Here is a 26,363-nt window from a genome sequence, read left to right as displayed (position 1 = left end):
ACCACCGGATCAGCCTCGCGGGATCCGGACGAGTCCGAGCCGCTCGACGACCTCGGCGCTCTCTTCTTCCGGGGTGCGGTCGGCGGCGATCGTCACGTGGGCTTCGTCGGGCTGCGGCGGCTCGAGCGTGGCGAGCTGCGACTGCAGCAGCGACGTCGGCATGAAGTGCCCGGAGCGCTGCGCCATCCGCTCCTCGATGAGCGCGCCGTCTCCGGCGACGTGCACGAACACCACCCCGGGGGCCCGCAGCACGTCGCGGTACGAGCGCTTCAGGGCCGAGCAGGTCACGACGCCGTTCGTCCCGGCGTCCAGATGCCCGCGGATCCACCCGGCGACGACGTCGAGCCACGGCCAGCGGTCCTCGTCGGTGAGCGGGGTACCGGCGTGCATCTTGTCGACGTTCGCCTGCGGGTGCATCGCGTCGCCCTCGGCGAACTCCCACCCGACCTGCTCCGCCACCATCGCGGCGACGGTCGACTTGCCGGACCCGGAGACCCCCATCACGACCAGGACGCGGGCGTCGAGCCCGGCGTCGGCCGCACCGGCAGCAGCGGTCGCACCGTGGTCTGCTGCGCCGCTCATCGGATGAACACCCCGGCCAGCAGGACCCCGAGCAGACCGAACACCGAGATGAGGCACTCGAGCACCGTCCACGTCTTGAACGTCTGCCCCACGGTGGTGCCGAGGTACCCCTTCACCAGCCAGAACCCGGCGTCGTTGACGTGCGACAGGAACACCGAGCCAGCACCGATCGCGAGCACGAGCAGCGACGTCATCGGCGTCGACAGGTCGGCGGCGATGGGCGCCATGATGCCGGCGGCGGTCACGGTGGCGACCGTGGCGGAACCGGTCGCGACGCGCACCAGGGCCGAGACGATCCAGGCCACGAGCAGCACGGAGACGCCGGAGTCCTTCACGGCGTCGGCGATCACGCCGCCGATGCCGGTGTCGATGAGCACCTGCTTGAACCCGCCGCCGGCGCCGACGATGAGCAGCACCCCGGCGATCGGGGGCAGCGCGCTCTCGAGCGACTTCGACACCGCGGAGCGGTCCATGCCGCCGCCGATCGCGAAGAAGACCATGGCGTAGACGGCGGCGATGCCGATGGCGATCATCGGGGAGCCGAGGAAGTCGAGCAGGCTCACCCACGAGCCAGCGGCGTCCGGTGCGGTGGCCTCACGGATCGCCTGGGCGAGCATGAGCACGACCGGCAGCAGGATGCCGATCAGCGCGACGGTGAACGACGGGCTGCGCGGCTCGCTGATGACGCGCGTGAAGTCGCTCTTGCCGTTGGGCAGGGACGCGGTGTCCTGCGTGGCGGGGCCGCGCCGGGCCTCCCGTCCGGGGTGCGCCGGGTCGTCGGCGAAGGCGGCGGACCCGGACCCCGACCCCGAGGCGGAACCCGACCCCGACCCGGCGGTGGCGACCGCCCCACGCGACCCGAACATGTCGGGCACGGGGATGTCGACCCAGCGGGCCGCGAAGCGGGCGAAGAGCGGCCCGGCCAGGATGATCACCGGGATCGCCAGCACGATGCCGAAGGCGAGCGTGGTGCCGAGGTTCGCGCCGACGGTGGAGATCGCGACGAGCGGGCCGGGGTGCGGCGGGACGAACGCGTGCATCGTGGACAGGCCGACCAGGGCGGGGACGGCGATCTTCATGATCGGCACCTCGCTGCGCTTGGCGACGAGCACGATGATCGGGATGAGCAGGACGAGGCCGACCTCGAAGAACATCGGGAGCCCGATGAGCGCCCCGATCAGGGCCATCGTCCACGGCAGCGCCGCCTTCGACGACTTCCGCACCAGGGTGTCCACGACGCGGTCCGCTGCGCCGGAGTCGACGAGCATCTTGCCGAACATCGCCCCGAGTCCGACCAGGATGCCGACGCTCGTCATGGTCGCGCCGAAGCCGTCGCCGAAGCTGGTGACCGCCTTGTCCGGAGCGAGCCCTGCACCGATGCCGACGCCGAGCGCACCGATCGTGAGCGCGATGAACGGGTGCACCTTGAGCCAGGTGATGAGCGCGATGATCACCACGATGCCGACGAGTGCCGCGATGATCAGCTGTGGGATCGAACCGGACGGGTCGACCGTCTCGGTGGTGCCACCTGCGGCGAGCAGGTGGTCCGGGAGAGCGTGAGGCATCAGCGCCCCTTCCTGGAGTCGCTGCTGCGCGGCTCCGTCGCCTTCGTGTCGAGGGTGGACTGGCGCGACGAACGCCGACCCTCAATAATCTGATTAATCAGACTATACGACGTCGTCCCGCGCGCCAACCGCCCGTCCCCGGAGTCTGCCGCTTCGATGGGATCGGTGTCACGGCGACCGCGTGACCCGTACTGCACGGAGGAACGATGCCCACGGCACGCGGACTGCACGCCCAGGTGCTCGACACGCTCGGCCAGCGGATCGTCGACGGCGACCTGGCCACGGGTTCCGTCGTCCGGCCCGACGTGGTCGCCGACGAGTTCGGGGTGTCCCGCTCCGTCGTCCGCGAGGCCCTGCGCGTGCTGCAGTCGCTCGGCCTGGTCGAGCCCCGGCAGCGCGTCGGCACGCTCGTCCGCGACATCACCGCCTGGGAACTGCTCGCCCCGACCGTCATCCGGTGGCGGGGCACGTCACCGGCGTACTTCGTGCAGCAGCGCGAGCTGGTCGAACTCCGGCTCGGGGTCGAACCGGTCGCGGCGTCCCTGACTGCTGGCACCGACGGCGCCTCCGCCGTGCTCGCCGCCGCCGAGGACATGCTCGACGCCTGCGGGCGCGAGGACAGCCGCGCCTACCTGGAGGCCGACGTCCGCTTCCACCGTGCACTGCTCACCGGGTCGGGGAACGCCGTGTTCGCGCACTTCGCCGGCACAGTCGAGGCGCTCCTGCGCACCCGGACGTCGGAGTCGCGCGACCCGATCACGCGCTGGACGCGCGAAGCGGCGCTCCGGCACCAGGCGGTCGGTCGCGCAGCGGTCGACGGCGATGCCGACGCCGCTGCGGCGGCGGCGACCGCGCTGCTGCGCGTGACGCGCGACGAGTTCATCACCGAGGCTGCGGCGGGCTGACGGGACCGGGCGACGGCCTGGAGGCGCGTGCCGGGCCCGCCACGGGCCTCCCGTCCGCCCTGCGGCCACGTGGCGAGCGTGACGGACGTCCGTCAGGTCCGTCAGGTCCGTATCGGTGCCGGCACCGGCACCGGTGCCGGTGCCGGTGCCGTCAGCGGCGGCGGGCGAACAGCCGTGGCCCGCGCAGGCGGAGCCGCATCGTGACGGTGCCGAGCCAGCGGTCGTACTTGTAGCCGACCTTGCCCATCCGGCCGACCTCCTCGAAGCCGAGCCGCTCGTGCAGCCGGATCGACGCCTCGGCCTGCCGGTCCGCGATGACCGCCACCACCTCGCGCACCCCGGCCGACCGGCACTCGTCGAGCAGGGCCTCCATCAGCGCACGGCCGAGGCCCTTGCCACCGGACGCGGCACCGAGGTAGATCGAGTCCTCGACGACGTGGTTCGAGCGGTCCCGCGGGTTCCACGCGTCGACCAGCGCGTACCCGAGGATCTGCCCGGCGGGGTTCTCCGCGACCAGGAACGGCAGCCGGCGCTTGCGGATGTCGTCGTAGCGCTTCTTCCACGCGGCGTACGTGAACGCCGACGGGTCGAAGGTCACCGACGAGTTCCGGACGTAGTGCGTGTGGATCTCGCGCACGTGGGGCAGGTCCCCCACCTCGGCCGCACGGATGCGGTACTCGAACGCCGTCTCGGTCGCCGCCGGGGCACGCAGGTGTCGCGGCAGGACCCGCCGTCGCTGGTATTCCTCCTCGAGCACGTGCCGAGCCTACTGAGCGGGCAGCGTCCAGTCGACGGACGGTGCGCCCTGCGACTCGAGCATGGCGTTCACCTGCGAGAACGGGCGGCTGCCGAAGAACCCGCGAGACGCGCTGAGCGGACTCGGGTGGGCCGAGGCGACGACCGGGGTGTCGCCGAGGAGCGGCCGCACCGACCCGGCCTGGGCGCCCCAGAGCACGGCCACGAGCGGGGTACCGCGGGCGACGAGCGCTCGGACGGCCTGGTCGGTCACCGCTTCCCAGCCCTTGCCGCGGTGGCTGCCGGCCTCACCCGCCTGCACGGTGAGCACCCGGTTGAGCAGCAGCACGCCCTGGTCGGACCACGCCCGCAGGTCACCGTGCGCGGGCGGTGTCACCCCGAGGTCGTCGGACAGCTCGCGGTAGATGTTCGCCAGGCTCCGCGGCACCGGACGGACCGCGGGGTCGACGGCGAACGACAGGCCGATCGGGTGGCCGGGCGTCGGGTAGGGGTCCTGGCCGATGACCAGCACCTTGACGGCGTCGAACGGGGTCGTGAACGCGCGCAGCACGTCGCCGCCGGCGGGCAGCCAGCGCCGACCCGCAGTGGTCTCGTCACGGAGCCACGTACCGATCCGGTGCACGTCGTCCTCGACCGGGGCGAGCGCCGACGCCCAGCCGGGGTCGACCAGGTCGGCGAGCGGCCGCGGTTCCACGTCGGCTACGCACCCATGGTGGCGACGGACACCGACTCCTCGCCGGCCATCACGCGCCAGACACTGCCGGTCCCCCGGACCTCGAGCGCACCTTCACCGACGACGAGCGTGGTGTCCTCGTCGATCGCGAGCCCGGCGGTGACGAACTCGGCCTCGGCGCTGGCGATGAGCCGCGCGAGCGTGCCGGCCTGCACCGCGTGGACGTCGATCGTCAGGTCGACCAGCCCGAGGCCCTCGCGGAGCTCGACCTCGTCCAGGCCCTCGGACGCGGCCTCGGGGCAGATCTCGACGCCACCGATGCGCCAGCCGCCCACCAGGGCACGGTCGGCGGCGATCATCGCGCCGGCCGAGTAGCCGAGGTAGGGCAGACCGTCGGAGACGAGCAGGCGGAGCTGGTCCACCAGCGGCGCGATCGCCGCGAGGTAGTCGGGCGTGACACCGCCGCCGATCAGCAGGGCGTCGACGTCGCTCAGGACCGTCGTGTCGAAGACCTGGCCGGCAGCGACCTCGGTGACGAGCACCTCGGCTGTTCGCGGACCGCCGAGGACCTCGGCGATGTCGGCGGTCGACGACGGGCTGCCGCCGTCCGGGCCCGCCACGGAGAGCAGGGCGATGCGGGGGACGCTGCGGCCGACCGCCGCCGAACGGGCGGTGGCCTCGGCGAGGAACGGCGCGGCGGCGTCCGAGGCGGCGAACAGCCCGCCGCCGACCAGGTGGATGCTCACGACTCGGCCGTCACGGGCGCCAGGGCGCTCCACGGGAATGTGATCCAGCCGTCGACCCGGCGCCACACGTGGTCGGGCTCCAGGACGGTGCCGGGCTTCGAGTACAGGCAGGCGCTCCGGACATCGCCGCCGGCGTTCCGGATGATGTCGACCACCAGGCGCAGGGTGCGGCCGGAGTCGGACACGTCGTCGACCACCAGGACCCGCTTGCCGGCCAGGCTCGGGGCGTCGAGGGCGGGGGCGAGCACGACCGGCTCCTCCAGCCGCTGCTCGACGTCGGTGTAGAACTCGACGTTGATCGAGCCGCACTCCTTGGTGCCGAGGGCGTACGCCACGGCGCCGGCGATGATCAGTCCGCCGCGGGCGACGGCGACGACGACCTCGGGCTCGAAGCCACTGGACAGGACGTCCTTGGCGAGCAGGCGTGCGGCGTCACCGAACTCCAGCCAGCCGAGTACCTCGGGCCCGCTCGTCACGGTCACGGTGGACGGAGCCGCGGGCTCGGGTTCGCTGCTGATCGGCATCCGACCACGGTACCGGCAGGGAGCCCACGCCCGCGACCCGCGCCCGCCGCCCGGGCGCTGCGCGGGTGGCCGGGTGCGCGGCGTACCGGCTGCTCAGCGCGGCGTCAGCGGGCCGCGCGCCAGCTTGTGCTGTGCCGACTGCGCCACCGGCCGGATCGTCACCAGGTCGAGGTTCACGTGCGGCGGCAGCTCCACCGCGTGCACGATCGCCTCGGCGACGTCGTCGGCCACCAGCGGCTCCGGCACGTCGTCGTACACCGCGGCGGCCTTCTGCTCGTCGCCGCGGAACCGGGTGAGCGCGAACTCGTCGGTCTTCACCATGCCCGGCGCGATCTCGACGACCCGGATCGGCTCGCCGTTCAGTTCGAGCCGGAGTGCGCCGACCAGGGCGTGCTCTGCGAACTTCGCCGCGTTGTAGCCGCCGCCGTTCTCGTACGCGACGAACCCGGCGGTGCTGGTCACCGTGACGATGTCGGCTCCCCCGGACACCCGAGCCCGGTCACGCAGGTGCGGCAGCAGCGCGGAGACCACTCGCTTCGTGCCGATCACGTTGACCTCGAACATGGCGCGCCAGTCGTCGACGTCGGACTCCTCGACGCTCGCGGAGCCGAACGCCCCGCCGGCGTTGTTCACCAGGACGTCGGCGCCGCCGAGGTCCGCGACCCGCGCGGCGAGCGCCGTCACGTCGTCGGCGTCCGTGATGTCGGCCACCAGGGTGTCCGCCCCGGTCTGGGCGGCGAGCGCTTCGAGCTTCGCGGTGCGGCGGGCCACGGCGAGCACGTCCCAGCCCCGCGACCGGAACAGCCGGACGGTGGCCGCCCCGATGCCCGAGCTCGCTCCGGTGACGACTGCGCGCCGTGCTGCCATGTGATCTGCCTCCTGCGTCGGTGACCGGAGCACGTGGTGGCCCGGTCCGTCCACCGTACCGAGCGGGACGGTTCCGGCACCGCACCAGGCCGTCCAGGTCACGATCCGGTAACGTGACCGGCGATGACGACGGATGCCGCCCCTCCCGCCCCCTCGGCCCCGGCGACGCAGCTCGAGCCCGGTCGAGCCCCGCGCCGGATCCCGATGTGGGACACCGCGCGCTTCGTCGCGGTCACGCTCGTGGTCATCGGCCACGCGATCCAGCGGCAGACGCCGGCGAGCGAGCACGCCCTGGCGCTCTACACGTTCATCTACGCGTTCCACATGCCGGCGTTCGGCGTGATCAGCGGGTACTTCTCGTCGGCGGACACCCCGACGGCGAAGCGGATGCGCCGGACGATCACGGACATCGTCGTGCCGTACATCATCATGCAGACGATCTGGACCGTGGTGCAGGGCATCGTCGAGGGCGGCAAGGACTTCAACCCGACGCAGCCGACGTGGACCCTGTGGTTCCTGCTGGCCCTCGGCATCTTCAAGCTGATCCTGCCGTACCTGGCGCAGCTGCGGTGGCCGCTGTTCTGGGCGGTCGTGTTCAGCATCGGCGTCGGGTACTTCGACAACGTCGACTCGACGCTCTCGCTGTCCCGTGCGATCAGCCTGCTGCCGTTCTTCCTGCTCGGCTGGCAGGTCAAGCAGTGGGGCGTCTTCGACCGCTGGTACGAGGCGTCGCGCCGCACGGTCGTCCGGGTGCGGGTGGCGGCCGCCGTGGTGTTCGCCGCGTGGGCGGTGTCGTGCGCGGTCTGGATCCCGCAGTTCAAGGAGTTCGACCTGCACCACTGGTTCTTCTACGACGACTCCTACTCGGGGCTCGGCGAGGACGCCTGGTGGGCCGGCGCGGTGCGCTTCGGCCTGATGCTGCTCGCGACGCTGCTGACGGCGTCGTTCCTGGTGCTCATCCCCCGCCGGAACGTCTGGATCACCCGGTTCGGCGCCGCGACGATGTACGTCTACCTGCTCCACACGTTCGTGCTCTACCCGATCCGGGAGTCCGGCGTCCTGGCAGGCGAGCACTCGGCCTGGCCGTTCGTGCTGCTGATGGTCGTCATCGCCTGCGTCGTCAGCCTCTTCCTGGCGCAGCCCTTCGTGCGGCGCGGGATGCGCTGGCTGCTCGAGCCGAAGGTCGACTGGCTGTTCCGCCGCGACGCCGCGTAGCGGTGCCACCCCGCACCGTGCGCGTTCCTCCGGCCCGTGCGAGCTTGCCCGTCCCGTGCGGCGCGGCAGCGCCGCACCGAACCACCGACCTCGCACCGTCCGACGGAACCCCGCACCGTGCGCGTTCCTCCGGCCCGTGCGAGCTTGCCCGTCCCGTGCGGCGCGGCAGCGCCGCACCGAACCACCGACCTCGCACCGTCCGACGGTGACAGCACGGTGCGGACGGACGGCCGGGAGGCCCGCGGCGCGTCGGGCGCGCGCGTTACGTCCCGAGGCGGGTGCGCTGGTGTGGACCCGGCCACCTGCGTACCGTGACCGGGGACGCAGCGCCGCACGTGCCTCCCGGCCGACGGCGCGACCGCACGAGAACCGCACCCGACAGGAGCACCGATGAGCACGAACGACGCCGCCGCCTGGCAGTTCGAGACCACCCAGGTCCACGCCGGCGCGCAGCCGGACCCGACCACGGGGGCCCGAGCGACGCCGATCTACAAGACGACCTCGTACGTCTTCGCGAACTCGGACGAAGCGCGCGACGTGTTCGCGCTCGCCAAGCCGGGCAACATCTACTCCCGGATCACGAACCCGACGAACGATGTCGTCGAGCAGCGGATCGCGGCGCTCGAAGGCGGTTCGGGGGCCCTGCTCGTCGCGTCCGGCCAGGCTGCCGAGACCTACGCGGTCCTGAACATCGCCGGGGCGGGCGACCACATCGTGTCGTCGTCGTCGATCTACGGCGGCACGTACAACCTGTTCAAGTACACGCTGGCGAAGCTCGGCATCGAGACGACGTTCGTCGAGGACCAGGACGACCTCGAGGAGTGGCGCCGCGCCGTCCGCCCGAACACGAAGCTGTTCTTCGCCGAGACCATCGGCAACCCGAAGATCAACGTCCTCGACATCACCGGGGTCAGCGACGTCGCGCACGAGTCCGGTGTCCCGCTGATCGTCGACAACACGATCGCGACGCCGTACCTGATCCGTCCGTTCGAGCACGGTGCCGACATCGTCGTGCACTCGGCCACGAAGTTCCTCGGCGGACACGGCACCGTCATCGGCGGGCTCATCGTCGACGGCGGGACGTTCGCGTGGTCACAGCACGCCGACCGGTTCCCGGAGTTCAGCACCCCGGACCCGTCGTACCACGGTGCGGTCTTCACCGAGGCCGTCGGCGACGCACTCGCCTACATCGTCAAGGCCCGGGTGCAGCTGCTCCGTGACCTCGGCGCCTCGAACTCGGCGGACACGGCGTTCGCGCTGCTGCAGGGCATCGAGACCCTGTCGCTCCGCATCGAGCGGCACGTGTCCAACGCCCAGGAGATCGCCGAGTGGCTCGACCAGCACCCCGACGTCGCCACCGTCGCCTACGCGGGCCTGCCGACGTCGCCCTGGTACGCGGCCGCGAACCGGTACGCGCCGAAGGGCGTCGGTGCCGTGCTGTCGTTCGAGCTCAAGGGCGGGGTGCCCGCGGGCAAGGCGTTCGTCGACAACCTGCAGCTGTTCTCGCACCTGGCGAACATCGGTGACGTCCGTTCCCTCGTCATCCACCCGGCGTCGACCACGCACTCGCAGCTCACGCCCGAGCAGCAGCTCACCACCGGGGTCACGCCCGGCCTGGTGCGCCTGTCGGTCGGCATCGAGAACATCGCCGACCTGAAGGCAGACCTCGAGGCCGGGCTCGCCGCGGCCCGGGCGGTCGCGCAGGAGAGCCAGCGCGCGTAGGGCTCGCCGCGCCGCCGGCACCACTCGCTCGATGCGTGTGGATGTTGCGACGTCCCACGTGTCGATCGACGCGTGGGACGTCGTTCGTTGCACACGCATCCGGTACGTGTGCATGATGCGACGATCCACGAGTCGAACAACGCGCACGATGTCGGAACATGCGCACACACGGCAGCGGCACCCGCGGCCCGGGGCGCGGCCACGCGCCGGACGTGACGTAACACGGCGGCGGCGACCCGCGCCTCCCGGCAGACTGGACGCACCATGGACTGGCAGACGACCCCCGAGGACTCCGTGCCGTCCACCCTGGTGCCCGGCACCGAACTCGGCACCCTGGGCAAGCCGCCCGTGACCGGCGCCTGGCGCCCCGGTGACCACCCGGGTGCACGGCACTTCGCGTCGCTCGGCGAGCAGTGGGTGCGCGGCGGCCGCCTGCCGTCAGTGCGCGTGGCGTACGAGACGTGGGGCACGCTCAACGCGGCTCGCGACAACGCCGTGCTCGTCCTGCACGCGCTCACCGGGGACTCGCACGTCACGGGGCCCGCCGGCCCCGGACACCGCACCGCCGGCTGGTGGGGCGACGTCGTCGGATCCGGCCGGGCGATCGACACCGACCGGTGGTTCGTGATCGCGCCGAACATGCTCGGCGGCTGTCAGGGCACAACCGGACCGTCGTCGGTGTCGCCGACGGGCGCGGAGTGGGGTTCGCGGTTCCCGTTCCTGACGGTGCGGGACCAGGTCGAGGTGCAGGCGCAGCTCGCCGACCGGCTCGGCATCGACACCTTCGCGGCCGTCGTCGGCGGATCGATGGGCGGCATGCACGCCCTCGAGTTCGCGGTCTCGCACCCGGCGCGGGTCGGGCGGCTGGCGGTCCTGGCGTCGACGGCGCAGACCACCGCCGACCAGATCGCGGCGAACTCGCTGCAGCGGGCGGCGATCCAGATGGACCCGGCGTTCGCGGGCGGCGACTACTACGAGGCCGACACCGGCGAGGGGCCGCACCGCGGACTGTCGTTGGCACGGCGGATGGCGCTCATGACCTACCGGGCCTCGGACGAGCTGAACAGCCGCTTTGCGCGGTCCTGGCAGAGCGACGTCTCACCGCTCGGCGACGACGGACGCTTCTCGGTGGAGAGCTACCTCGACTTCCACGGCAACAAGTTCACCCGGCGGTTCGACGCCTCGAGCTACGTGACGCTGACGTACGCGATGGACTCGCACGACGTCGGTGCCGGGCGCGGCGGGGTGGCGGCGGCGCTGGCGCTCGTGACCGCGCGGACCCTGGTCGTGGGCATCTCGAGCGACCGGCTGTTCCCCGTCGAGGACCAGCACCGGATCGCCGCAGGCGTGCCGGACGCGCTCGACGGTGACACCGCGGCGGTGATCGAGAGCGAGTTCGGACACGACGGGTTCCTCATCGAACACGAGCAGGTCGGGGCGCACCTGCGGCGGCTGCTCGAGTCCTGAACCGGTGCCGCAGAGCGCGGGCGGCGCGCCGAAGACCCCCCAACGGGTGGCGCGCGTGGAATGATGGCGTGGAGCTCGGCACTGACCGACGCTCGGTTTCCCGCTCCACCCAGATCGTCACCAACCAGGACATCGATGGACTTCATCGCACAGGAACGCGACCGCTTGCTGCGGTCGGCGACCCGTGTCGTGGGCATCGTCTGCGCGCTCGTCAGCGTCGTGGGCATCGTCTCCGCTGCAGCCGTGCCCGTGCCGGTCCTCGTCGGCGCACTCCTGTGCATCGCCGCGATGATCACCGCGCTGGTGTGCTTCGGCCGCGGCGGCGAAGTGTGGTGGACCGCCGCCGTCGTCGTCGCCGGGCTCGCCACGATGGTGCTGCTCTTCACCGGCGTCGACGACACGGCCCGGCCGCTCATCGCCAGCGCCGTGATGCCCCTGGCCGCCGGCGGGCTCTCGGCACCGCTGATGGCGCAGCGCGGGCACCCGGTCGGGCTCGGCATCACCATCGCCGGAGGCGGCGTGGTCGTCGGGCTCATGGTCTGGGGTTCGGGTTCGATCCTGTCGACCCCGGTCAGCGGCGCACTGCTCGGGTGGATCCTGATGGCCGTCGTGGCGATCTGGATCTCGCGCAGCATCCCCCGCGTGGCCCGCCGGATCTACAGCATCGGCACCGCCCACCGCGCCGAACGGCAGGCCAGCGAGACCGAGGCGCAGCGACGCCAGGGTGCCCGCCTGCTGCACGACACCGTGCTCGCGACCCTGACGCTGCTCGCCCACTCCGGCGTCGGCGTCTCCGAGCAGGCGATGCGCGAGCAGGCCGCCGAGGACGCCCGGCTGCTTCGGCACCTGCGCCTCGGCGCGACCCCGCAGCCCTCGCAGTCCGGCGACTACTCGCTCACCCGCGAAGAGGAATCACCGCTCGGGCAGACCCTCGAATCGGTCAAGCAGCGCTTCGGCCGGATGGGCCTCGAGGTCAGCTGGCACGGCACCGGGCAGGTCCTGCTGCCGTCGAACGTGCTCGACGCGTTCCTGCTCGCACTCGGCGAGTGCCTGGAGAACGTCCGTCGGCACGCCGGCGTCGGCGAGGCACACGTCACGATCGTCCACGACAACGAGGTCGTCCGAGCCATGGTCACCGACTCCGGTGTCGGCTTCGACCTGACCACCGTCAGCGCCGAACGCCTCGGGTTCAAGGAGAGCGTCGTGAACCGTCTGCGCGAGGTCGGCGGCGACGCGAAGCTCTTCTCCGCGCCGGGCTCCGGCACCACCGTCGTCCTGGAGGCACCGCGATGAGCCGGATCCCCGAGGACACCATCGGCCGCAGTCTGCCCGGCGAGACCGCTCCGCCGGCGCCCCGCACCCGTCGCGAGGCGCGCGAGCGCTACCGCACGAGCGAGCGCCGCCAGGCCCGAGGACTCCCCTCGACGTCCACCGGCGCCCGGTCCCTGCGCCAGGCCGCCAAACCAGGCGCGTCACTCGGTGCCGGGTACCTGGGCCTCGGCGCCGCGATCCTCACCGCGATCGAGGCCGTCGCCGGCATCGCGTTCTTCCTGGTGCGCTGGAACGAGTACTCCGACCCGTTGCTGCCCACGGTCGCCTGGGTGCTCTACATCGTCGCGGCCGTCGGGGTCGGGCTCAGCGTCCTGACCTACGGCGAACGGCTGACGGGGCCGGCGTTCGCGCTGATCTGCGTCGTGCTGGCCTGCGTGGTCACGCTCGACTTCATCGGCATCTGGCCCGAGCACGACATCGCCCACACCGCGAGCGCCTCGATGGCAGCCGGGTTCGCGCTGCTGCCGATCGCCACGCTCCGACCCGCCCGCGAGGTCGCCGCCGCCATCGGCGTGCTCGGCATCGCGTTCGTGGTGATGGCCGTCGTGTCGACGCCGATCACGCACGACACCCTGCCCGGCATCGTCTCCCTGCTCTCGCTCGTCGTCGTGCCGCCGTCGCTCGCCCTGTACGTCGTGCAGCGGTTCCGCCAGCTCGTGCAGCGTGAGCTCGACCGGGTGCTCGTGCAGAGCAACGTGCAGGCGCCGCAGTTCGCCGTCGGCATGCTCGCCTCGGACGAGCTCGCCCGGCTCGACCTCGCCGCCGAGAAGCTGCTCGACGCCGTCGCGAACGGCACCGACCCGCTGCCGTTGTCCGACGCCTCGAGCTCCGTCGCCGCGTCCCTCGCCACCGAGCTCCGTCTGCACCTGATCGAGGGCCGCCGCGAGACCTGGCTCTACCACGCGATCACCGAGTCCGACCACCTCGGTCGTTCGGTGAGCGTCGCGGACCCGACCGCCCTGGCCGGACACCTCTCCCCCACGCAGCGCGACGGCCTGCTGCAGGCGATCTGGCAGATGGTCGGCGACGGCCGTACCGCGCAGCCCGGCATGCCCGTCGTCTCGGTCACGCTCGGCCCGATCGGCTCCGACGGCCACCCGGTCAGCGACGACACCATGGACGTGCCCGTCGTCATCGAGTCCCGCGGGGTGCCCCGGCGCAGCCTCGGCCCGACGGCCTGGAGCGCCCTGCAGCGCATCGGCCAGTACACCGAGACCGTTCGCGACGGCACGCTGCACATCGTCGCGCACTGCGTCGTGAACCGACATCCGTCGATGTAGCTGTCGGACACCCGCACGCCTCACCCGCTTCCGGCCGGGATCCTCCTAGGATCGGCCGAGCAATCCGCACCGAGAAAGGACGCCAGCATGGCGACTCCAGAGGAACCGATCCGACTCGCACTGGTCGACGACCACAGGATGCTCCTCGGCGCGCTCACGGAGTGGATCCGGAACGCGGCCGACGACATCACCCTGGTCGCCGCCGTCACGACCTGGCCGGAGCTCCTGACGAGCCCCGCGTTCCCGGTCGACGTGGTGCTGCTGGACCTGGACCTCAAGGACTCCATCCCGGTGTCGCTGAAGATCTCGACGCTCAAGACCGCCGGCGTCAAGACCGTCGTGATGAGCACCTACTCCGAGCCGAACGTCGTGCGCGAAGCCCTGGGCGCCGGCGCCCTCGGCTACCTGGTCAAGAGCGAGGACGCCGAGATGATCGTCGAGGCGATCCGCTCCGCCCAGCGCGGCGAGCAGTACGTCTCGGCCGAGCTCGACCTCGCCATCAACAGCGGCGACGTCGGCGGCGTCCCGAAGCTCAGCGCGCAGGAGCGTCGTGTGATGGCCCTGTACGGCGGCGGCGAGCCCGTCAAGAGCGTCGCCTACCAGCTCGGCATCTCCGAGGAGACCGCGAAGAGCTACCTCAAGCGCATCCGCGAGAAGTACCGCGTCGCCGGTTTCGACGTCGGCACGAAGGTGGCGCTCCGGAAGCGGGCGATCACCGACGGCATCATCGTGCAGGACGGCAGCCCCCTGGGGCTCTGACGCGCGTCGCGTCGCGCATCGAGTGAGCAGAAGACGTCGGGTCCCGTCACGGAACCCGACGTCTTCTGCTCACTCGGAGCGGTCTTCCGCGCAACGTGACGGACGGGAGGCCCGGGGCGGCGCCGCCACGGGCCTCCCGTCCGGTGGGTGCGTACGCGCACCCCGCGTGTCAGGCCGTCGGGACCGGTGCGGTGATCGGACCGGTGGACGGCGACGAGGAACGGACAGCGCGTCGGGTGCTCCGCCGTTCGACGGCGTAGCTCGCCATCGTGACGAGCGCACCGAGCAGCGCCAGGCCGATGCCGAGCCAGCCCGGGGCGAGGAACCCGAAACCGGCCGCGATGACGGCGCCGCCCAGGGCCGCACCGATCGAGTTGCCGATGTTGAACGCCGAGTGGTTCAGCGCCGCCGCGATCGTGCGCGCATCGCCCGCGACGTCCATCAGGCGCGACTGCACCGCCGGCGGGATCGCCGACGAGGTCGCACCGAGCAGGAACGCGCCGAGCAGCATGCCCCAGAGCCACTGCGCCGTCAGGACGGTGACGAGCAGGGCTCCGATGAGCGAGAACATGCCGACGTAGATCGTGCGCTTCACGCTGTGGTCGGCCAGGTGTCCGCCGAGCACACCGCCGACGACCATGCCGATGCCCACGACGACGAGCACGATCGGCACGAACGACTCCGGCATCCCGGTGACGTTCTGCACGAGCGGGGAGATGTACGAGTACACCGCGAAGAAGCCACCGAACCCGACGGCGCCGAGGCCCATCACGATCCACACCTGCGGCACGCGGAACGCCCGGAGCTCACGGCCGATCGTGGCGTGCTCGTCGCGGGCGCTCTTCGGCACGAAGGCCGCGACGGCCAGGAACGTCAGGGCGAACAGCGCGGCGACGACGCCGTACGCGACCCGCCAGCCGGCCATCTGGCCGACCCAGGTGATCGCGGGGACACCGACGACGTTCGCGACCGACAGACCGAGCAGCACCATGGCGATGCCCTTGCCGCGCTTGCCCGGACCCATCATGTCGCCGGCGACGATCGAGGCGATGCCGAAGTAGGCGCCGTGCGGCAGCCCGGCCACGAAGCGGGCGACGAGCACCAGGCCGAACGAGGGCAGCAGGGCGCTCGCGATCGTCGCGACGACGAAGCCGACGAGCAGCACGAGGATCAGGCCCTTGCGCGGGAACCGTGCGGACATCGCCGCGATGGTCGGCGCACCGACCACCACCCCGAGGGCGTACGCGCTGACCAGCCAGCCAGCGTGGGCGATCCCGGCGTCGGGGTCGATGCCGTACTGCTCGGGGAGCAGGGCCTGCGCGATGTTCGGCAGCAGACCCATCGCGACGAACTCGGTCGAGCCGATGGCGAAGCCACCGAGGGCGAGCGAGATGAGCGCGAGGGTGCGACGCGCAGGCGTGAGCTGTGACATGGGGCCTGTTCTGTGCGGGAGGGAGATAGAACTGTCCGCAGTGCGGGACCGCGGCGATCGGGAACGCGGCGACGGCTGCAGCCGGTTCGGCAGACCGGTCCGCGCAGTGCGTGCGTGCGACGGTCGATCACGCCGTCACGACCGGAGGTGCCGGTCCGGGTTCAGCGACGAACGGGACGGTCCGGGCGGCGTCGTGGGTGACTGCCGCGACGACCCGGTCTCAGCAGTGTAGACCGCTCCAAAGGGCGAACGGAAGCGCACGCAACTACAGTGGCCGGAACGGGCCGCGCTCCCGGCCGGGCGCTCCTGGCGAGCACCGAGGCGCTGCGGTCGAACGATGCGCACGACACGGACGGGGGCGGTGGACCGGTGACACGGAGGAACAGGGCGGGCTTCTCTGGCGTCCTGGCGGTGAGTTCCCTGCTGCTCGCAGCCTGCTCCGGGGTGCCCGCCACGCCGAGCCCCGGAGACGTCCAGCAGGGATTCGTCGGAACGTGGGCACAGGACGACCGGGGGCAGTCGGTGCTGGTGCTGGACGAGGACGGCACATTCCGGGCACAGGACTTCCCCGCTGCCCTGGTCTGCGACGGCTCGGGGAACGGCGGGTACCAGCTCGACGCCTGCAGGTCCCGCCCGAGCACCGTGTCGGCCGACGGCACATGGACCGTGGCCGAAGGGCAGTTCGGCGTGGTCCGGCTCGACAGTGGCGAGAAGTCGTTCGCCACCGCGTACCAGCATCACACGAGCTTCTTCGGCCATGACTTCGTGCTCGGGTTCTACACGGGGTCACTCGAACGGCCGGAGCCGGACTACGTGTTCGAGCGGGTGCAGCAGCGCGCGGAAGGCGTGCACGGGGCGCTCGAGCGCTGAGGGCACCGCCCCGACCCGTGGCGGTCAGGCTGCGCGGCGACCCTGCCCGGCGACACCGCTCGACGCACCCTGCAGATCGGGCAGCTCGTCACGGTGCACCCATCCGGTGCCGCACTCCGCGCAGCTCGCCCAGGCGTTCTCGCCCTGTTCGTCCGTGTCGATGACGACCGTTCGCAGGTCGCAGTCGGGGCACCACCCATCGTGCATCATCACGCGCTCCTCATCGTCGTCTCGGAGGCCACCGGAAGTGGCTCGATGCCGACCATGAGACACCCGGCCACCGACATCCGAGGGACCGGTCCGGCGTGTCGGGCGACGGCGCCGCGGGCTACTCGCCGAGCGCGGCCTCGAGCCGTTCGAGCTTGCCGTCGATCTCGCCGGTGTGCCCGGGGCGGATGTCGGCCTTGAGCACGAGCGACACCCGCGTGCCGTACGCACCGACGGCCTCGGTGGCGCGCTTGACGACGTCCATGACCTCGTCCCACTCCCCCTCGATCTCGGTGAACATCGACGAGGTGCGGTTCGGCAGCCCGCTCTCGCGCACCACGCGGACAGCGGCCGCGACGGCATCGTGCACGGACCCGTCGGACGTTGCAGCGGGACCACCGGACGGAGCGACGGAGAAGGCGACGATCATGCGTCCATCCTGCCCGGCTCGGGCTGGTCGTGCACGGACGGCGACGAGCGTCCAAACACCCGTCCGGGCCCCGCAGCCCGCCCCATCCGCACCAGCACGACCACGCTCCACACCAGGATCGCGACCTCGAGTACGTTCCGCACCGTGAGCACCACGAGGATCCACGGCTGCACGCCGAGCAACTGGTCGTAGTAGCCCGGGTAGATCACCTGCGTGAGCAGCGCCATCGGCAGGGCGGTCACCGCGATCGGCACGAACCGGCGCGCACTGGGGGTGCCTGCGGCGAGCCCCCACACCATCGGCACCGCGAACCAGCCGATGTACTGCGGCGACCCCACCTTGTTCGTCGCGATGAGCGCGGCCACGAACAGGAGCGCGAGCACCGGCGCGAGCTCGGCCCGACGGGCACCGCGGCGGGCGGCCCAGAGCGCGAGCACGACCCCGGCCACCACGACGACGGCCATCAACGGCGTCGACACCGCGGCGGCGGCGGACGTGCCGGCACCGGACACCTCGAAGGTCAGGATCTCCTGGTTGTAGAACACCGCTGCCCCCGGAACGCCGGAGGCTGCGGCCCACATGAACGGCGTCGCGAGCGGCGACTCGATCTGCAGCGCGCGACCGGTCTGCTCGCCGATGAACGACAGCAGGAACGGCGCACCACCCCACAGCACGTCGACGAGCACGATCAGCGCGCTCAGCACCAGCGCACCGGCGAGCACGCCACGGCGATGTCCACGACGCACCAGCAGCAGCAGCACCGCGACGAGTGCCGCCGGCCACACCTTCGTCCACGCACCGGCGGTGAACAGCGCGGAAGCGACGGCCGGCCTCGAGGCCACGAACGCCACCCCCACCAGCGCGAACGCCGTCGCGACGGTGTCGATCCGGCCCAGTGCGATCGGCCCGAGCACGAGCAGGAACAGCAGCCACCACCAGGCGACCCGCACGCCGTGCGCGCCGAAGCGGTCCGACGACCCCACTCGCGCCCGGAACCGCCACAGGAACGCGCACGCCGCGGCGTCGAGCAGCACCATCAGCAGCAGCCAGCCGGTGCCGATCGACTCGACGCCCCCGAGCGCCGCTGCGGCCATCGGCACGATCGCCAGGATCGGGTACACCCACGCGCCGTCGATGCCCACCCAGAAGTCCGCGCTCCGCCCGGTCTCGATCCAGCGGCTGTAGGTGATGGTCACGTCACCGAGCGGCAGGTTCGCCGACACGAGGGTCAGCCACCACAGGAAGCCGTGCACGGCGACGAACGCCAGGACGAAGCCGGCGAGTTCGAGCCACCGGGTCGAGGTCCTCTGCACCGGACGAGCGTAGCGGCAGGACCGGAGACGATCCCCGCCACGGACTCAGGGTCTCCCGAGCATGACGTGTCACCGTTCAGCTCGTGACCTCCGACACCCCGCGCAAGCGCCGCAAGGCCGTCATCTGGATCTCCGTCATCGCCGCCGTCGTCGTCCTCGGCGTCATCGGCGCGGTGGTCTTCACGAACGTCTACACGAGCAACGAGAACGCGAAGGCCTCGGCCGCCCCGTCGGTCGCGGCGACGCGCGAGGCCTCCACCCTCGACGACACGGACCTGTCCGGCGAGTGGACGGTCGGCGGCGACTCCGAGGCCGGGTACCGCGTCCACGAGGTCCTGAACGGCTCCGACGTCACCGTCACCGGCCGCACCGACAGCGTCTCGGGCACCGCGACCGTCGACGGCACGAGCATCACCGCCGCGAAGATCACGGTGCAGGTCGGCGACATCACCACCGACTCGGACCAGCGCGACTCGTACTTCCGCGACTCCGCCATGGACACAGCGGCCTTCCCCGAGGCCACGTTCGAGCTCACCGCACCGATCGCCGACGCGGTGCCGAGGGGCTCCGACACGACGACCGTGACGGCTCCGGGGAAGCTCACGCTGCACGGCGTCACGAAGGACGTCACCGCGAAGCTGCAGGTCGGCCTGAACGGCGACGGCGTCGACATCTCCGGCTCGGTCCCGATCACCTTCTCGGACTACGGCGTGCAGGCCCCGAGCCTGGGGTTCGTCAAGGTCGACGACGCCGGTTCCGTCGAGTTCCTGGTGCACGCGACCCCCGCGACCTGACGTCCGCGACGCGCGTCACGCCCGTGACGTGACCGCCGAACCCACTGCGTTCGCATCCGTCGACAGAACACGCGTCGATCACCTCGTGGATCGTCGGAAAGTGCACGCGCACCGACCGCTACCCGCGCGCATCCCCGTCCACGACGAGGTCCCGGACGACCCCGGGCAGCTCGGCGATGAGCGTCGTCATCGGGAACGGCCCGCCGCCGGACGCCCGTCGCGCCGCGAGCCCGTGCACCACCGCGGCCGACGCGGCCAGGTGCGCGAGGTCGGACGGCGTGAGCGACGACCCGGCAGCCTCGACGGCGCCCTGCCGCGCGGCGACGAGTGCCCCGAGGACCCCGCCGAGCACGTCCCCGGCGCCGGCGGCGGCGAGCCACGGCGTCGCCGAGGACGCCACGAGCCGCACCGACCCGTCCGGGGTGACCACGTGGGTCCGCTCCCCCTTGAGCAGCACGACGCTGCCGGACCGCTCGGCCGCACGGAGCGCCGCGGCGGCCGGGTCCTGCTCGATGTCGGCGCGATCCGCCCCCAGGAACGAAGCGAGCTCACCGGCGTGCGGTGTGAGCACGGCGAGCGGCCCGAGGTCGACGAGCGGGATCGCCCCGGCGTCGACGACGACCGGGACGCCGTCGTCAGAGGCGTGCGAGAAGCCCGACGCCGTCGCCTCGTCCAGATCGCCGAGCGACGACGCCGAGATGCCGGAGCCGACGAGCCAGGCCTGCACGCGTCCCCCACCGGACACGACCTCGGGGCGGCGGGTGAGCACGTGGTCGGTGGCGCGTGCGGGTCCGACGTACCGGACCATGCCGACGCCGGTGTGCACGGCGGCGTCGACCCCGAGCACCGCGGCGCCGGGGTACTGGTCGGAGCCGGTCGCGATGCCGAGCACCCCGCGCCGGTACTTGGTGGACTCCCCCGTCGGCGCGGTGACCCACGCGGCGGCATCGGACGGTCGGACGGGCACGAAGTCGTTCACCGGCCCCACGTTACGGTGGAGGCCATGAGCCTGTTCCTGCCTGGTCGCGTGGTGGTCTTCGACTACGGCGAGGTGATCAGCCGGACGCCGCACGCCTCGCGGGACGCCCTGGTGGCCGCCACCGGTGTCCCGGCGGAGGAACTGTTCCCGGTCTACCAGGAGCTCCGGCACGACCTGGACCGCGGCGACCTGTCCGTCGTGGCGTACTGGCGTGCCATCGCGGAACGGACCGGACGGAACTGGAGCATCTCCGAGATCCACCGGTTCTGGGCGATCGACTTCACCGGGTGGTTCGAGGTCGAGCCGGAGACGCTCGACATCGTCGAGGAGCTGCACGACGCCGGCACCCGCGTCGCCCTGCTCTCCAACGCGGGCTTCGACTTCGGCGACCCGTACCGACGGTCCCCGATGGGATCGCTGTTCGAGACCGTCGTGGTGAGCGCCGAGGAGCACGTCCTGAAGCCCGCGGCATCCATCTACCGCGACACCTGTGCGCGCTTGGGAATCGACCCGGGTCAGATGGTGTTCGTGGACAACAGGGCCGAGAACGCCACCGGTGCGGAAGCGATCGGGGCGGTCGGCCACCACTACACGTCGCCGGCGTCGCTGCGGTCGTTCCTGACGGAACTGGCCGAGGCACCGGCACCCGTCCTCTGAGGAGCCCGCGTGACGCACGCCCTGTTCGACCCGATCACCGTCCGTGACCTGACCGTCCGCAACCGCATCTGGGTCTCCCCGATGTGCCAGTACTCGGTGGACCAGCAGGACGGCGTGCCGACCCCGTGGCACCTCGTGCACCTGGGCGGGTTCGCGAAGGGCGGTGCCGGCGCGGTCGTGGTCGAGGCGACGGGCGTCGTGCCCGAGGGACGGATCACCCCGCAGGACCTGGGGCTGTGGAACGACCAGCAGCGCGACGCCTACAAGCCGATCGTCGACTTCCTGCACGAGCAGGGCGCCGCAGCGGGCATCCAGCTGGCGCACGCCGGCCGCAAGGCCTCGACGTACCGCCCCTGGGACGCCACGCGCGGCACCGTCCCCGCCGACCAGGGCGGCTGGACCACCGTCGCCCCGTCGGCCGTGGCGTTCGACGGCTACGACGTGCCCCGCGAGCTCGCGGTCGAGGACATCCGCGTCGTCGCACTCGCCTTCGCCCAGTCCGCCCGCCGCGCGGTGGAGGCCGGGTTCGACCTGGTCGAGATCCACGCCGCCCACGGGTACCTGCTGCACCAGTTCCTGTCGCCGCTGAGCAACCAGCGCACCGACCAGTACGGCGGCTCGCTCGAGAACCGTGCCCGCGCGCTGCTCGAGGTCGTCGACGCCGTGCGTGCCGAGGTCGGCGAGGGCTTCCCGATCGTCGTCCGCTTCTCGGCCACCGACTGGGTCGACGGCGGGCTCACGCTCGACGAGACCACGGTCGTCGCCCGCTGGGCCGCCGAGCACGGTGCCGACCTGGCCGACGTGTCGACCGGCGGCAACGTCGCGAGCGCGCCGATCCCGGTCGGCCCCGGCTACCAGGTACCGCACGCCGCAGCGATCAAGCGCGACGCCGGCATCCCGACCATCGCGGTGGGGATGATCTCCGAGGCGTTCCAGGCCGAGCAGATCGTCGCGACCGGCCTGGCCGACGTGGTGATGATCGGGCGCGAGATGCTCCGCGACCCGTCGTTCGCGCTCCGCGCCGCGCTGGAACTCCGCGTGGCGGTCGACTACGAGCCGCAGCAGTACCACCGCGCGCGGATCACGGCGTAGACGGCGGACCGGATCTGTACGGTTCCACGGCTCCGAGCCCGCGCAGGCGGTACGATTGGCAGCACTGTGGACGATCCCCCGAATAGTTCTTCGCCTCACTCATCCGCCGCTCACTCGGTGAGCTGCACGTCATCCCTGTGCGCGAACGGGGGTGAATCATGAGTCCGATCGACATCGTCATGCTGATCGGCGGCATCCTGCTGACCCTCGGCACGGGTGTCTTCGTCGCGTCCGAGTTCGCGCTGGTGAACCTCGACCGCGCCGACGTCGAAGCACGGCGTGACCGCGGAGAGGCCGGCCTCGCACCGGTCATCGGCGCGCTGAAGGTCACCTCGACCCACCTGTCCAGCGCGCAGCTCGGCATCACGCTGACCACGCTGCTGACCGGCTACCTGCTCGAACCCTCGATCGCGAAGCTGCTCGAGGCACCGTTCCTGGCGATGAACCTGCCGGAGGGCATCGTCGAGACCGTCGGCTCGATCGTGGCGCTCGTCATCGCGACCCTGCTGTCGATGATCCTCGGCGAGCTCGTGCCGAAGAACTTCGCGCTGGCGCTGCCGCTGCAGACCGCACGGCTCGTGGTCCCGCTGCAGATCGCGTTCACGACGGTCTTCAAGCCGGCGGTCGCGCTGCTGAACGGCACCGCGAACGCCGTCCTGCGGTCGATGGGCATCGAGCCGCAGGAAGAGCTCTCCGGCGCCCGCAGTGCCGAGGAACTCACCTCGCTGCTGCGCCGGTCGGCGTCCGAGGGCTCGCTCGAGCAGGACACCGCGACGCTCCTCGAGCGCACCATCTCGTTCTCCGAGCTGAGCGCCAGTGACGTGATGACCCCGCGCCCCCGGCTCTCCACGATCCGGGTGTCCGAGTCCGCCGAGGACGTCATCGCCCTCGCCCGCAAGACCGGCTTCAGCCGCTTCCCCGTCATCGAGGAGGACGCGGACGACGTCGTCGGCATCGTGCACGTCAAGCAGGCCGTCGCCGTGCCGCGCGAGAAGCGTCCGGAGGTCCCCGTCGGGGCGCTCATGACCGACGCCGAGCGTGTGCCGGAGACGATGCCGGGCGACACCCTGCTCGCCGAGGTCCGTGGCCGCGGCTACCAGATGGTCATCGTCGTCGACGAGTACGGCGGCACCGCCGGGGTCGTCACGCTGGAGGACCTGATCGAGGAGATCGTCGGCGAGGTCTCCGACGAGCACGACCGCGCACGCATCGACGTGGTCCGCTCCCGAGACTGGCTGACCTTCCCCGGTCTGCTGCGTCCCGACGAGCTCGAGGACCGCGCCGGCGTGAAGGTGCCCGAGGACGGCCCGTACGAGACCGTCGGTGGGTTCGTCATGTCGACGTTGGGCCGTCTGCCCGTCGTCGGCGACGAGGTCCCGCTGGACGGCGGCGTGTTCCGCGTCGAGCGTCTGGACGGCCGCCGGATCGACCGCATCCGCTGGACCCCGACGCGCGAGCCGACCGACACGGCGGCCACCGCGATCATCATCCCGTCCACCAAGAGCACCCCGACCACCACGAAGGCCGCGGCCACCACGACGAAGGGCAGCACCCGATGAGCTCCGACTGGTGGGGCATCTTCTGGCTCGTCGTCCTGTTGCTGGGCAACGCGTACTTCGTCGCGGCGGAGTTCGCGGTCATCTCGGCACGCCGCTCGCAGATCGAGCCCCGCGCCGAAGAGGGCTCGAAGGCCGCGCAGATGACGCTGTGGGCGATGGAGCACGCCACCCGCATGCTCGCGACGACGCAGCTCGGCATCACGGTCTGCTCGCTGCTCATCCTGAACGTCTCCGAGCCGGCGATCCACCACCTGCTCGAGGTGCCGCTGCACCTGACCGGCTGGAGCGCCGAGGTGATCGGCACGGTGGCCTTCGTGTTCACGCTGCTGCTCGTGTCGTTCCTGCACGTCGTGTTCGGCGAGATGGTGCCGAAGAACATCTCGTTCTCGATGCCGGACCGCGCCGCGCTGCTGCTCGTGCCGACGCTCTGGTACATCGGCCACGGCCTGCACTGGGTCATCGTCGGCCTGAACGAGGTGGCGAACGCCGTGCTGCGACTGTTCCGCGTCGAGCCGAAGGACGAAGCGGTGAGCGCGTTCACGGTGGAAGAGGTGCAGACGATCGTGGAGCAGTCCCGCCGCGAGGGCACCCTGACCGACGACGGCAAGCTCGCCCTGGCGTTCGAGTTCACCGAGAAGAAGGTCCGTGACGTGGCCGTGCCGATGGCCGAGCTCGTCACGCTGCCCGACGACGCCACGCCCGGCGACGTCGAGCGCGCCGTGGCACAGCGCGGGTTCTCCCGCTACGTGCTCGTCGGCGAGGACGGCTCCCCCACGGGCTACGTGCACGTGAAGGACGTCATCGACCTGCGACCGGACGAGTTCGACGACCCGGTGCCGCCGAAGCGCATCCGGCAGCTCATCTCGCTGTACACCGAGATGGACCTCGAAGACGCGCTCGCGACCATGCGGGCCGCAGGCCGCCACGTGGCGCGCGCGTTCGACGCGGACGGCCGCACGCTCGGCGTGCTGTTCCTCGAGGACATCCTCGAGGAACTCGTCGGCGAGGTCGAGGACGCGACCCGACGCCGGTAGACGCACCGGCAGGACGGACTGGAGGCGCAGTGCCAGCTGGCACCGCGCCTCCCGTCCGTTCGTGGTCGCGACCAGGGCGACGCGCGCCCCGTCCGCGCTACCAGCTGACGGGCAGGGGCTTGCCCTCTTCGTACCCGGCGGCGGACTGGATGCCGACCAGCGCGCGCTCGGAGAACTCGGCGAGCGACGACGCACCCGCGTAGGTCGCGGAGCTGCGGACGCCGGTGGTGATCATGTCGAGCAGGTCCTCGACGCTCGGGCGCTCCGGGTCGAGGTAGATCGTCGACGACGAGATCCCCTCGGCGAAGAGTTCCTTGCGGGCCCGCTCGTACGGGTCGAGCCGCTCGAAGCGCTCGCGGACGGCCTTGGCCGAGGCCATGCCCCAGCTCTCCTTGTACGCCTTGCCCGCGGCGTCGCGGCGCAGGACACCGGGCGCTTCGAGCGTGCCCGCGAACCACGAGCCGATCATGACCGCGGACGCCCCGGCGGCCAGCGCGAGGGCGACGTCGCGCGGGTAGCGCACCCCGCCGTCGGCCCAGACGTGCGCGCCGAGCGACCGAGCGGCGGCGGCAGTCTCGAGCACGGCGGAGAACTGCGGGCGGCCGACGGCGGTCATCATGCGGGTCGTGCACATGGCGCCCGGCCCGACACCGACCTTGATGATGTCCGCCCCGGCACCGACCAGGTGCGCGACGGCGTCGGCGGTGACGACGTTGCCGGCGACGAGCGGGATGCCGAGCTGCAGGGACGAGACCGTGCGGAGGGCACGGAGCATGCCGTCCTGGTGTCCGTGCGCGGTGTCGAGGACCAGGACGTCCACGCCCGCGGCGGCCAGCGCCTTCGCCTTGGCCGCGACGTCGCCGTTGATGCCGAGCGCGGCGGCGACCCGGAGCCGCCCGGAGGCGTCGACGGCGGGCGTGTAGATGTCGGAGCGGATCGCGCTCGTCTGGCTCGTGGTGCCGACGACCCGACCGTGCCGCATCACCGGCGCGAAGTCGACCTCGGCGGCGGAGAGCACCTGGTGGACGTGGCGGGGTGTCCCGGCGTCCTCGGCGTCGATGGCGGTCGAGGCTCCGTGCAGCAGGTCGCCGAGGACGGCGTCGGGGCCGGCGGTGCCGAGGCGGGTGGCGGGCACGCAGCCGAGGTACTCGCCGTCGGCGTCGCGGACGACCACGCCACGGCCGGCGACGGGCAGGAGCTGCTCCAGGGCCTCGGCGACGGTGGTCTGCGCCCCCACGTCGTAGGCGGTGTCGAAGTCGACCGGCTGGTCCTTCACCCAGCGGATCGCGGCGTCGAGGTCCTGCAGGTGCATGTCCTGCGGCAGCACGCCGAGGCCACCGCGCCGGGCGAGGGTGGCGGCGAGCCGGGGGCCCGTGACCGAGTTCATGTTGGCGCTGACGATCGGGATCGTGGCGCCGCTGCCGTCGTTCGCCGCCAGGTCGACGTCGAAGCGGCTCGTCACACCGGAACGGCTCGGGACGAGGAAGACGTCGGAGTAGGTCAGGTCGTGCGTCGGCCGCGTCTCGTAGAACCTCATGCGCTCCACTGTACGGCTCCGGTCACGGCCCCGACCGGGTGCCCACGGGCCACCGACTCGCGCCGC

The 26,363-nt window shown here is 71.8% G+C and carries 26 protein-coding genes; 13 read left to right on the top strand and 13 right to left on the bottom strand.

The genetic code is table 11. The features are described from left to right. Positions 1-9 precede the first annotated feature (9 nt). Together ITJ50_RS10965 and ITJ50_RS10960 are read right to left on the bottom strand one after the other, a co-directional pair. Positions 10-582: a gluconokinase gene (locus ITJ50_RS10965; RefSeq protein ID WP_194590496.1), complete on the bottom strand. Its 573-nt coding sequence runs from the start codon at positions 580-582 to the stop codon at positions 10-12. Continuing rightward, positions 579-2,147 carry a GntP family permease gene (locus tag ITJ50_RS10960; RefSeq protein WP_159557971.1) on the bottom strand — a complete coding sequence of 523 codons (1,569 nt, stop codon included), beginning with the start codon at positions 2,145-2,147 and terminating at the stop codon, positions 579-581. The genes ITJ50_RS10965 and ITJ50_RS10960 overlap by 4 nt, the downstream gene beginning before the upstream one ends. 206 nt (positions 2,148-2,353) lie before the next feature. Between ITJ50_RS10960 and ITJ50_RS10955 the strand changes: the two genes are divergently transcribed. Then, on the top strand, positions 2,354-3,052 hold the full coding sequence (locus ITJ50_RS10955) for a FadR/GntR family transcriptional regulator (protein WP_017888170.1): 699 nt from the start codon (positions 2,354-2,356) through the stop codon (positions 3,050-3,052). A gap of 151 nt (positions 3,053-3,203) precedes the next feature. Here ITJ50_RS10955 and ITJ50_RS10950 read toward each other — a convergent pair whose 3' ends face one another. The 5 genes from ITJ50_RS10950 to ITJ50_RS10930 form a co-directional block, all read right to left on the bottom strand. After that, entirely contained in the window at positions 3,204-3,809 is a 606-nt protein-coding gene (locus ITJ50_RS10950) for a GNAT family N-acetyltransferase (protein ID WP_042539612.1), read from the bottom strand. Between the two features lie 9 nt (positions 3,810-3,818). Next, positions 3,819-4,502 (bottom strand): uracil-DNA glycosylase, encoded by a 684-nt coding sequence (locus ITJ50_RS10945; protein ID WP_194590495.1) that lies wholly within the window; start codon positions 4,500-4,502, stop codon positions 3,819-3,821. A gap of 5 nt (positions 4,503-4,507) precedes the next feature. After that, entirely contained in the window at positions 4,508-5,227 is a 720-nt protein-coding gene (locus ITJ50_RS10940) for a Type 1 glutamine amidotransferase-like domain-containing protein (protein ID WP_194590494.1), read from the bottom strand. After that, a complete protein-coding gene (locus ITJ50_RS10935; protein WP_017888175.1) occupies positions 5,224-5,751 on the bottom strand; it encodes a phosphoribosyltransferase in 528 nt (175 codons plus the stop codon). The genes ITJ50_RS10940 and ITJ50_RS10935 overlap by 4 nt, the downstream gene beginning before the upstream one ends. Before the next feature lie 93 nt (positions 5,752-5,844). Beyond that, positions 5,845-6,618 (bottom strand): SDR family oxidoreductase, encoded by a 774-nt coding sequence (locus ITJ50_RS10930; RefSeq protein ID WP_031260283.1) that lies wholly within the window; start codon positions 6,616-6,618, stop codon positions 5,845-5,847. 123 nt (positions 6,619-6,741) lie between these two features. Between ITJ50_RS10930 and ITJ50_RS10925 the strand changes: the two genes are divergently transcribed. The 6 genes from ITJ50_RS10925 to ITJ50_RS10900 all read left to right on the top strand — a co-directional run bounded on the left by ITJ50_RS10925 (position 6,742) and on the right by ITJ50_RS10900 (position 14,393). Continuing rightward, positions 6,742-7,833, top strand: a complete 1,092-nt coding sequence (locus tag ITJ50_RS10925; RefSeq protein ID WP_017888177.1) for an acyltransferase family protein — start codon at positions 6,742-6,744, stop codon at positions 7,831-7,833. Positions 7,834-8,223: 390 nt separating this feature from the next. After that, on the top strand, positions 8,224-9,555 hold the full coding sequence (locus ITJ50_RS10920; RefSeq protein WP_017888178.1) for a bifunctional o-acetylhomoserine/o-acetylserine sulfhydrylase: 1,332 nt from the start codon (positions 8,224-8,226) through the stop codon (positions 9,553-9,555). 264 nt (positions 9,556-9,819) lie between these two features. After that, the gene (metX, locus tag ITJ50_RS10915; protein WP_194590493.1) at positions 9,820-11,022 is read left to right on the top strand and encodes a homoserine O-acetyltransferase MetX; all 1,203 of its coding nucleotides are present in this window, start codon (positions 9,820-9,822) and stop codon (positions 11,020-11,022) included. Between the two features lie 135 nt (positions 11,023-11,157). Beyond that, on the top strand, positions 11,158-12,315 hold the full coding sequence (locus ITJ50_RS10910) for a sensor histidine kinase (RefSeq protein ID WP_071250945.1): 1,158 nt from the start codon (positions 11,158-11,160) through the stop codon (positions 12,313-12,315). Continuing rightward, a complete protein-coding gene (locus ITJ50_RS10905) occupies positions 12,312-13,634 on the top strand; it encodes a hypothetical protein (RefSeq protein ID WP_017888181.1) in 1,323 nt (440 codons plus the stop codon). Before ITJ50_RS10910 ends, ITJ50_RS10905 begins: the two co-directional genes overlap by 4 nt. Positions 13,635-13,721: 87 nt before the next feature. Continuing rightward, on the top strand, positions 13,722-14,393 hold the full coding sequence (locus ITJ50_RS10900; RefSeq protein WP_194590492.1) for a response regulator: 672 nt from the start codon (positions 13,722-13,724) through the stop codon (positions 14,391-14,393). A gap of 169 nt (positions 14,394-14,562) precedes the next feature. Here ITJ50_RS10900 and ITJ50_RS10895 read toward each other — a convergent pair whose 3' ends face one another. After that, complete coding sequence (locus ITJ50_RS10895) at positions 14,563-15,825, bottom strand: MFS transporter (RefSeq protein WP_194590491.1); 1,263 nt, start codon at positions 15,823-15,825, stop codon at positions 14,563-14,565. Positions 15,826-16,236: 411 nt separating this feature from the next. Here ITJ50_RS10895 and ITJ50_RS10890 point away from each other — a divergent pair, with 411 nt between their 5' ends. Further along, entirely contained in the window at positions 16,237-16,695 is a 459-nt protein-coding gene (locus tag ITJ50_RS10890) for a hypothetical protein (RefSeq protein WP_017888184.1), read from the top strand. Between the two features lie 24 nt (positions 16,696-16,719). Here ITJ50_RS10890 and ITJ50_RS10885 read toward each other — a convergent pair whose 3' ends face one another. The 3 genes from ITJ50_RS10885 to ITJ50_RS10875 form a co-directional block, all read right to left on the bottom strand. Then, complete coding sequence (locus tag ITJ50_RS10885; protein ID WP_159557959.1) at positions 16,720-16,905, bottom strand: hypothetical protein; 186 nt, start codon at positions 16,903-16,905, stop codon at positions 16,720-16,722. Between the two features lie 118 nt (positions 16,906-17,023). Continuing rightward, a complete protein-coding gene (locus ITJ50_RS10880; protein WP_017888186.1) occupies positions 17,024-17,332 on the bottom strand; it encodes a thiamine-binding protein in 309 nt (102 codons plus the stop codon). Then, positions 17,329-18,645 carry a glycosyltransferase 87 family protein gene (locus ITJ50_RS10875; RefSeq protein ID WP_194590490.1) on the bottom strand — a complete coding sequence of 439 codons (1,317 nt, stop codon included), beginning with the start codon at positions 18,643-18,645 and terminating at the stop codon, positions 17,329-17,331. Before ITJ50_RS10875 ends, ITJ50_RS10880 begins: the two co-directional genes overlap by 4 nt. Positions 18,646-18,728: 83 nt before the next feature. On the opposite strand from ITJ50_RS10875, the gene ITJ50_RS17895 reads away from it, so the two are divergent. Next, positions 18,729-19,439 carry a YceI family protein gene (locus tag ITJ50_RS17895; protein WP_194590489.1) on the top strand — a complete coding sequence of 237 codons (711 nt, stop codon included), beginning with the start codon at positions 18,729-18,731 and terminating at the stop codon, positions 19,437-19,439. Between the two features lie 118 nt (positions 19,440-19,557). Here the strand turns inward: ITJ50_RS17895 and ITJ50_RS10865 are convergent, their stop codons facing one another. Then, complete coding sequence (locus ITJ50_RS10865; RefSeq protein WP_194590488.1) at positions 19,558-20,418, bottom strand: ADP-dependent NAD(P)H-hydrate dehydratase; 861 nt, start codon at positions 20,416-20,418, stop codon at positions 19,558-19,560. A 24-nt stretch (positions 20,419-20,442) separates the two neighbouring features. Between ITJ50_RS10865 and ITJ50_RS10860 the strand changes: the two genes are divergently transcribed. The 4 genes from ITJ50_RS10860 to ITJ50_RS10845 all read left to right on the top strand — a co-directional run bounded on the left by ITJ50_RS10860 (position 20,443) and on the right by ITJ50_RS10845 (position 24,760). Further along, entirely contained in the window at positions 20,443-21,075 is a 633-nt protein-coding gene (locus ITJ50_RS10860) for an HAD family hydrolase (protein ID WP_056068896.1), read from the top strand. A gap of 9 nt (positions 21,076-21,084) precedes the next feature. Beyond that, complete coding sequence (locus ITJ50_RS10855; RefSeq protein ID WP_071250933.1) at positions 21,085-22,167, top strand: NADH:flavin oxidoreductase/NADH oxidase; 1,083 nt, start codon at positions 21,085-21,087, stop codon at positions 22,165-22,167. A gap of 158 nt (positions 22,168-22,325) precedes the next feature. Continuing rightward, positions 22,326-23,726 carry a hemolysin family protein gene (locus tag ITJ50_RS10850; RefSeq protein ID WP_159557953.1) on the top strand — a complete coding sequence of 467 codons (1,401 nt, stop codon included), beginning with the start codon at positions 22,326-22,328 and terminating at the stop codon, positions 23,724-23,726. After that, a complete protein-coding gene (locus ITJ50_RS10845) occupies positions 23,723-24,760 on the top strand; it encodes a hemolysin family protein (RefSeq protein WP_194590487.1) in 1,038 nt (345 codons plus the stop codon). Before ITJ50_RS10850 ends, ITJ50_RS10845 begins: the two co-directional genes overlap by 4 nt. Before the next feature lie 97 nt (positions 24,761-24,857). Here the strand turns inward: ITJ50_RS10845 and ITJ50_RS10840 are convergent, their stop codons facing one another. Next, positions 24,858-26,297 (bottom strand): GuaB1 family IMP dehydrogenase-related protein, encoded by a 1,440-nt coding sequence (locus ITJ50_RS10840; RefSeq protein ID WP_194590486.1) that lies wholly within the window; start codon positions 26,295-26,297, stop codon positions 24,858-24,860. Between the last annotated feature and the right edge of the window lie 66 nt (positions 26,298-26,363).

Source organism: Curtobacterium sp. VKM Ac-2889, assembly GCF_015350855.1.
Lineage (GTDB): Bacteria > Actinomycetota > Actinomycetes > Actinomycetales > Microbacteriaceae > Curtobacterium > Curtobacterium poinsettiae.
This window is presented reverse-complemented; position numbering and strand designations above follow the sequence as displayed.

Coding starts and splice junctions, on each gene's coding strand:
- ITJ50_RS10965 (WP_194590496.1), bottom strand. CDS start 582: ATGAGCGGCGCAGCAGACCACGGTGCGACCGCTGCTGCCGGTGCGGCC.
- ITJ50_RS10960 (WP_159557971.1), bottom strand. CDS start 2,147: ATGCCTCACGCTCTCCCGGACCACCTGCTCGCCGCAGGTGGCACCACC.
- ITJ50_RS10955 (WP_017888170.1), top strand. CDS start 2,354: ATGCCCACGGCACGCGGACTGCACGCCCAGGTGCTCGACACGCTCGGC.
- ITJ50_RS10935 (WP_017888175.1), bottom strand. CDS start 5,751: ATGCCGATCAGCAGCGAACCCGAGCCCGCGGCTCCGTCCACCGTGACC.
- ITJ50_RS10930 (WP_031260283.1), bottom strand. CDS start 6,618: ATGGCAGCACGGCGCGCAGTCGTCACCGGAGCGAGCTCGGGCATCGGG.
- ITJ50_RS10925 (WP_017888177.1), top strand. CDS start 6,742: ATGACGACGGATGCCGCCCCTCCCGCCCCCTCGGCCCCGGCGACGCAG.
- ITJ50_RS10920 (WP_017888178.1), top strand. CDS start 8,224: ATGAGCACGAACGACGCCGCCGCCTGGCAGTTCGAGACCACCCAGGTC.
- metX (WP_194590493.1), top strand. CDS start 9,820: ATGGACTGGCAGACGACCCCCGAGGACTCCGTGCCGTCCACCCTGGTG.
- ITJ50_RS10910 (WP_071250945.1), top strand. CDS start 11,158: ATGGACTTCATCGCACAGGAACGCGACCGCTTGCTGCGGTCGGCGACC.
- ITJ50_RS10905 (WP_017888181.1), top strand. CDS start 12,312: ATGAGCCGGATCCCCGAGGACACCATCGGCCGCAGTCTGCCCGGCGAG.
- ITJ50_RS10900 (WP_194590492.1), top strand. CDS start 13,722: ATGGCGACTCCAGAGGAACCGATCCGACTCGCACTGGTCGACGACCAC.
- ITJ50_RS10895 (WP_194590491.1), bottom strand. CDS start 15,825: ATGTCACAGCTCACGCCTGCGCGTCGCACCCTCGCGCTCATCTCGCTC.
- ITJ50_RS10885 (WP_159557959.1), bottom strand. CDS start 16,905: ATGATGCACGATGGGTGGTGCCCCGACTGCGACCTGCGAACGGTCGTC.
- ITJ50_RS10880 (WP_017888186.1), bottom strand. CDS start 17,332: ATGATCGTCGCCTTCTCCGTCGCTCCGTCCGGTGGTCCCGCTGCAACG.
- ITJ50_RS10860 (WP_056068896.1), top strand. CDS start 20,443: ATGAGCCTGTTCCTGCCTGGTCGCGTGGTGGTCTTCGACTACGGCGAG.
- ITJ50_RS10850 (WP_159557953.1), top strand. CDS start 22,326: ATGAGTCCGATCGACATCGTCATGCTGATCGGCGGCATCCTGCTGACC.
- ITJ50_RS10845 (WP_194590487.1), top strand. CDS start 23,723: ATGAGCTCCGACTGGTGGGGCATCTTCTGGCTCGTCGTCCTGTTGCTG.
- ITJ50_RS10840 (WP_194590486.1), bottom strand. CDS start 26,297: ATGAGGTTCTACGAGACGCGGCCGACGCACGACCTGACCTACTCCGAC.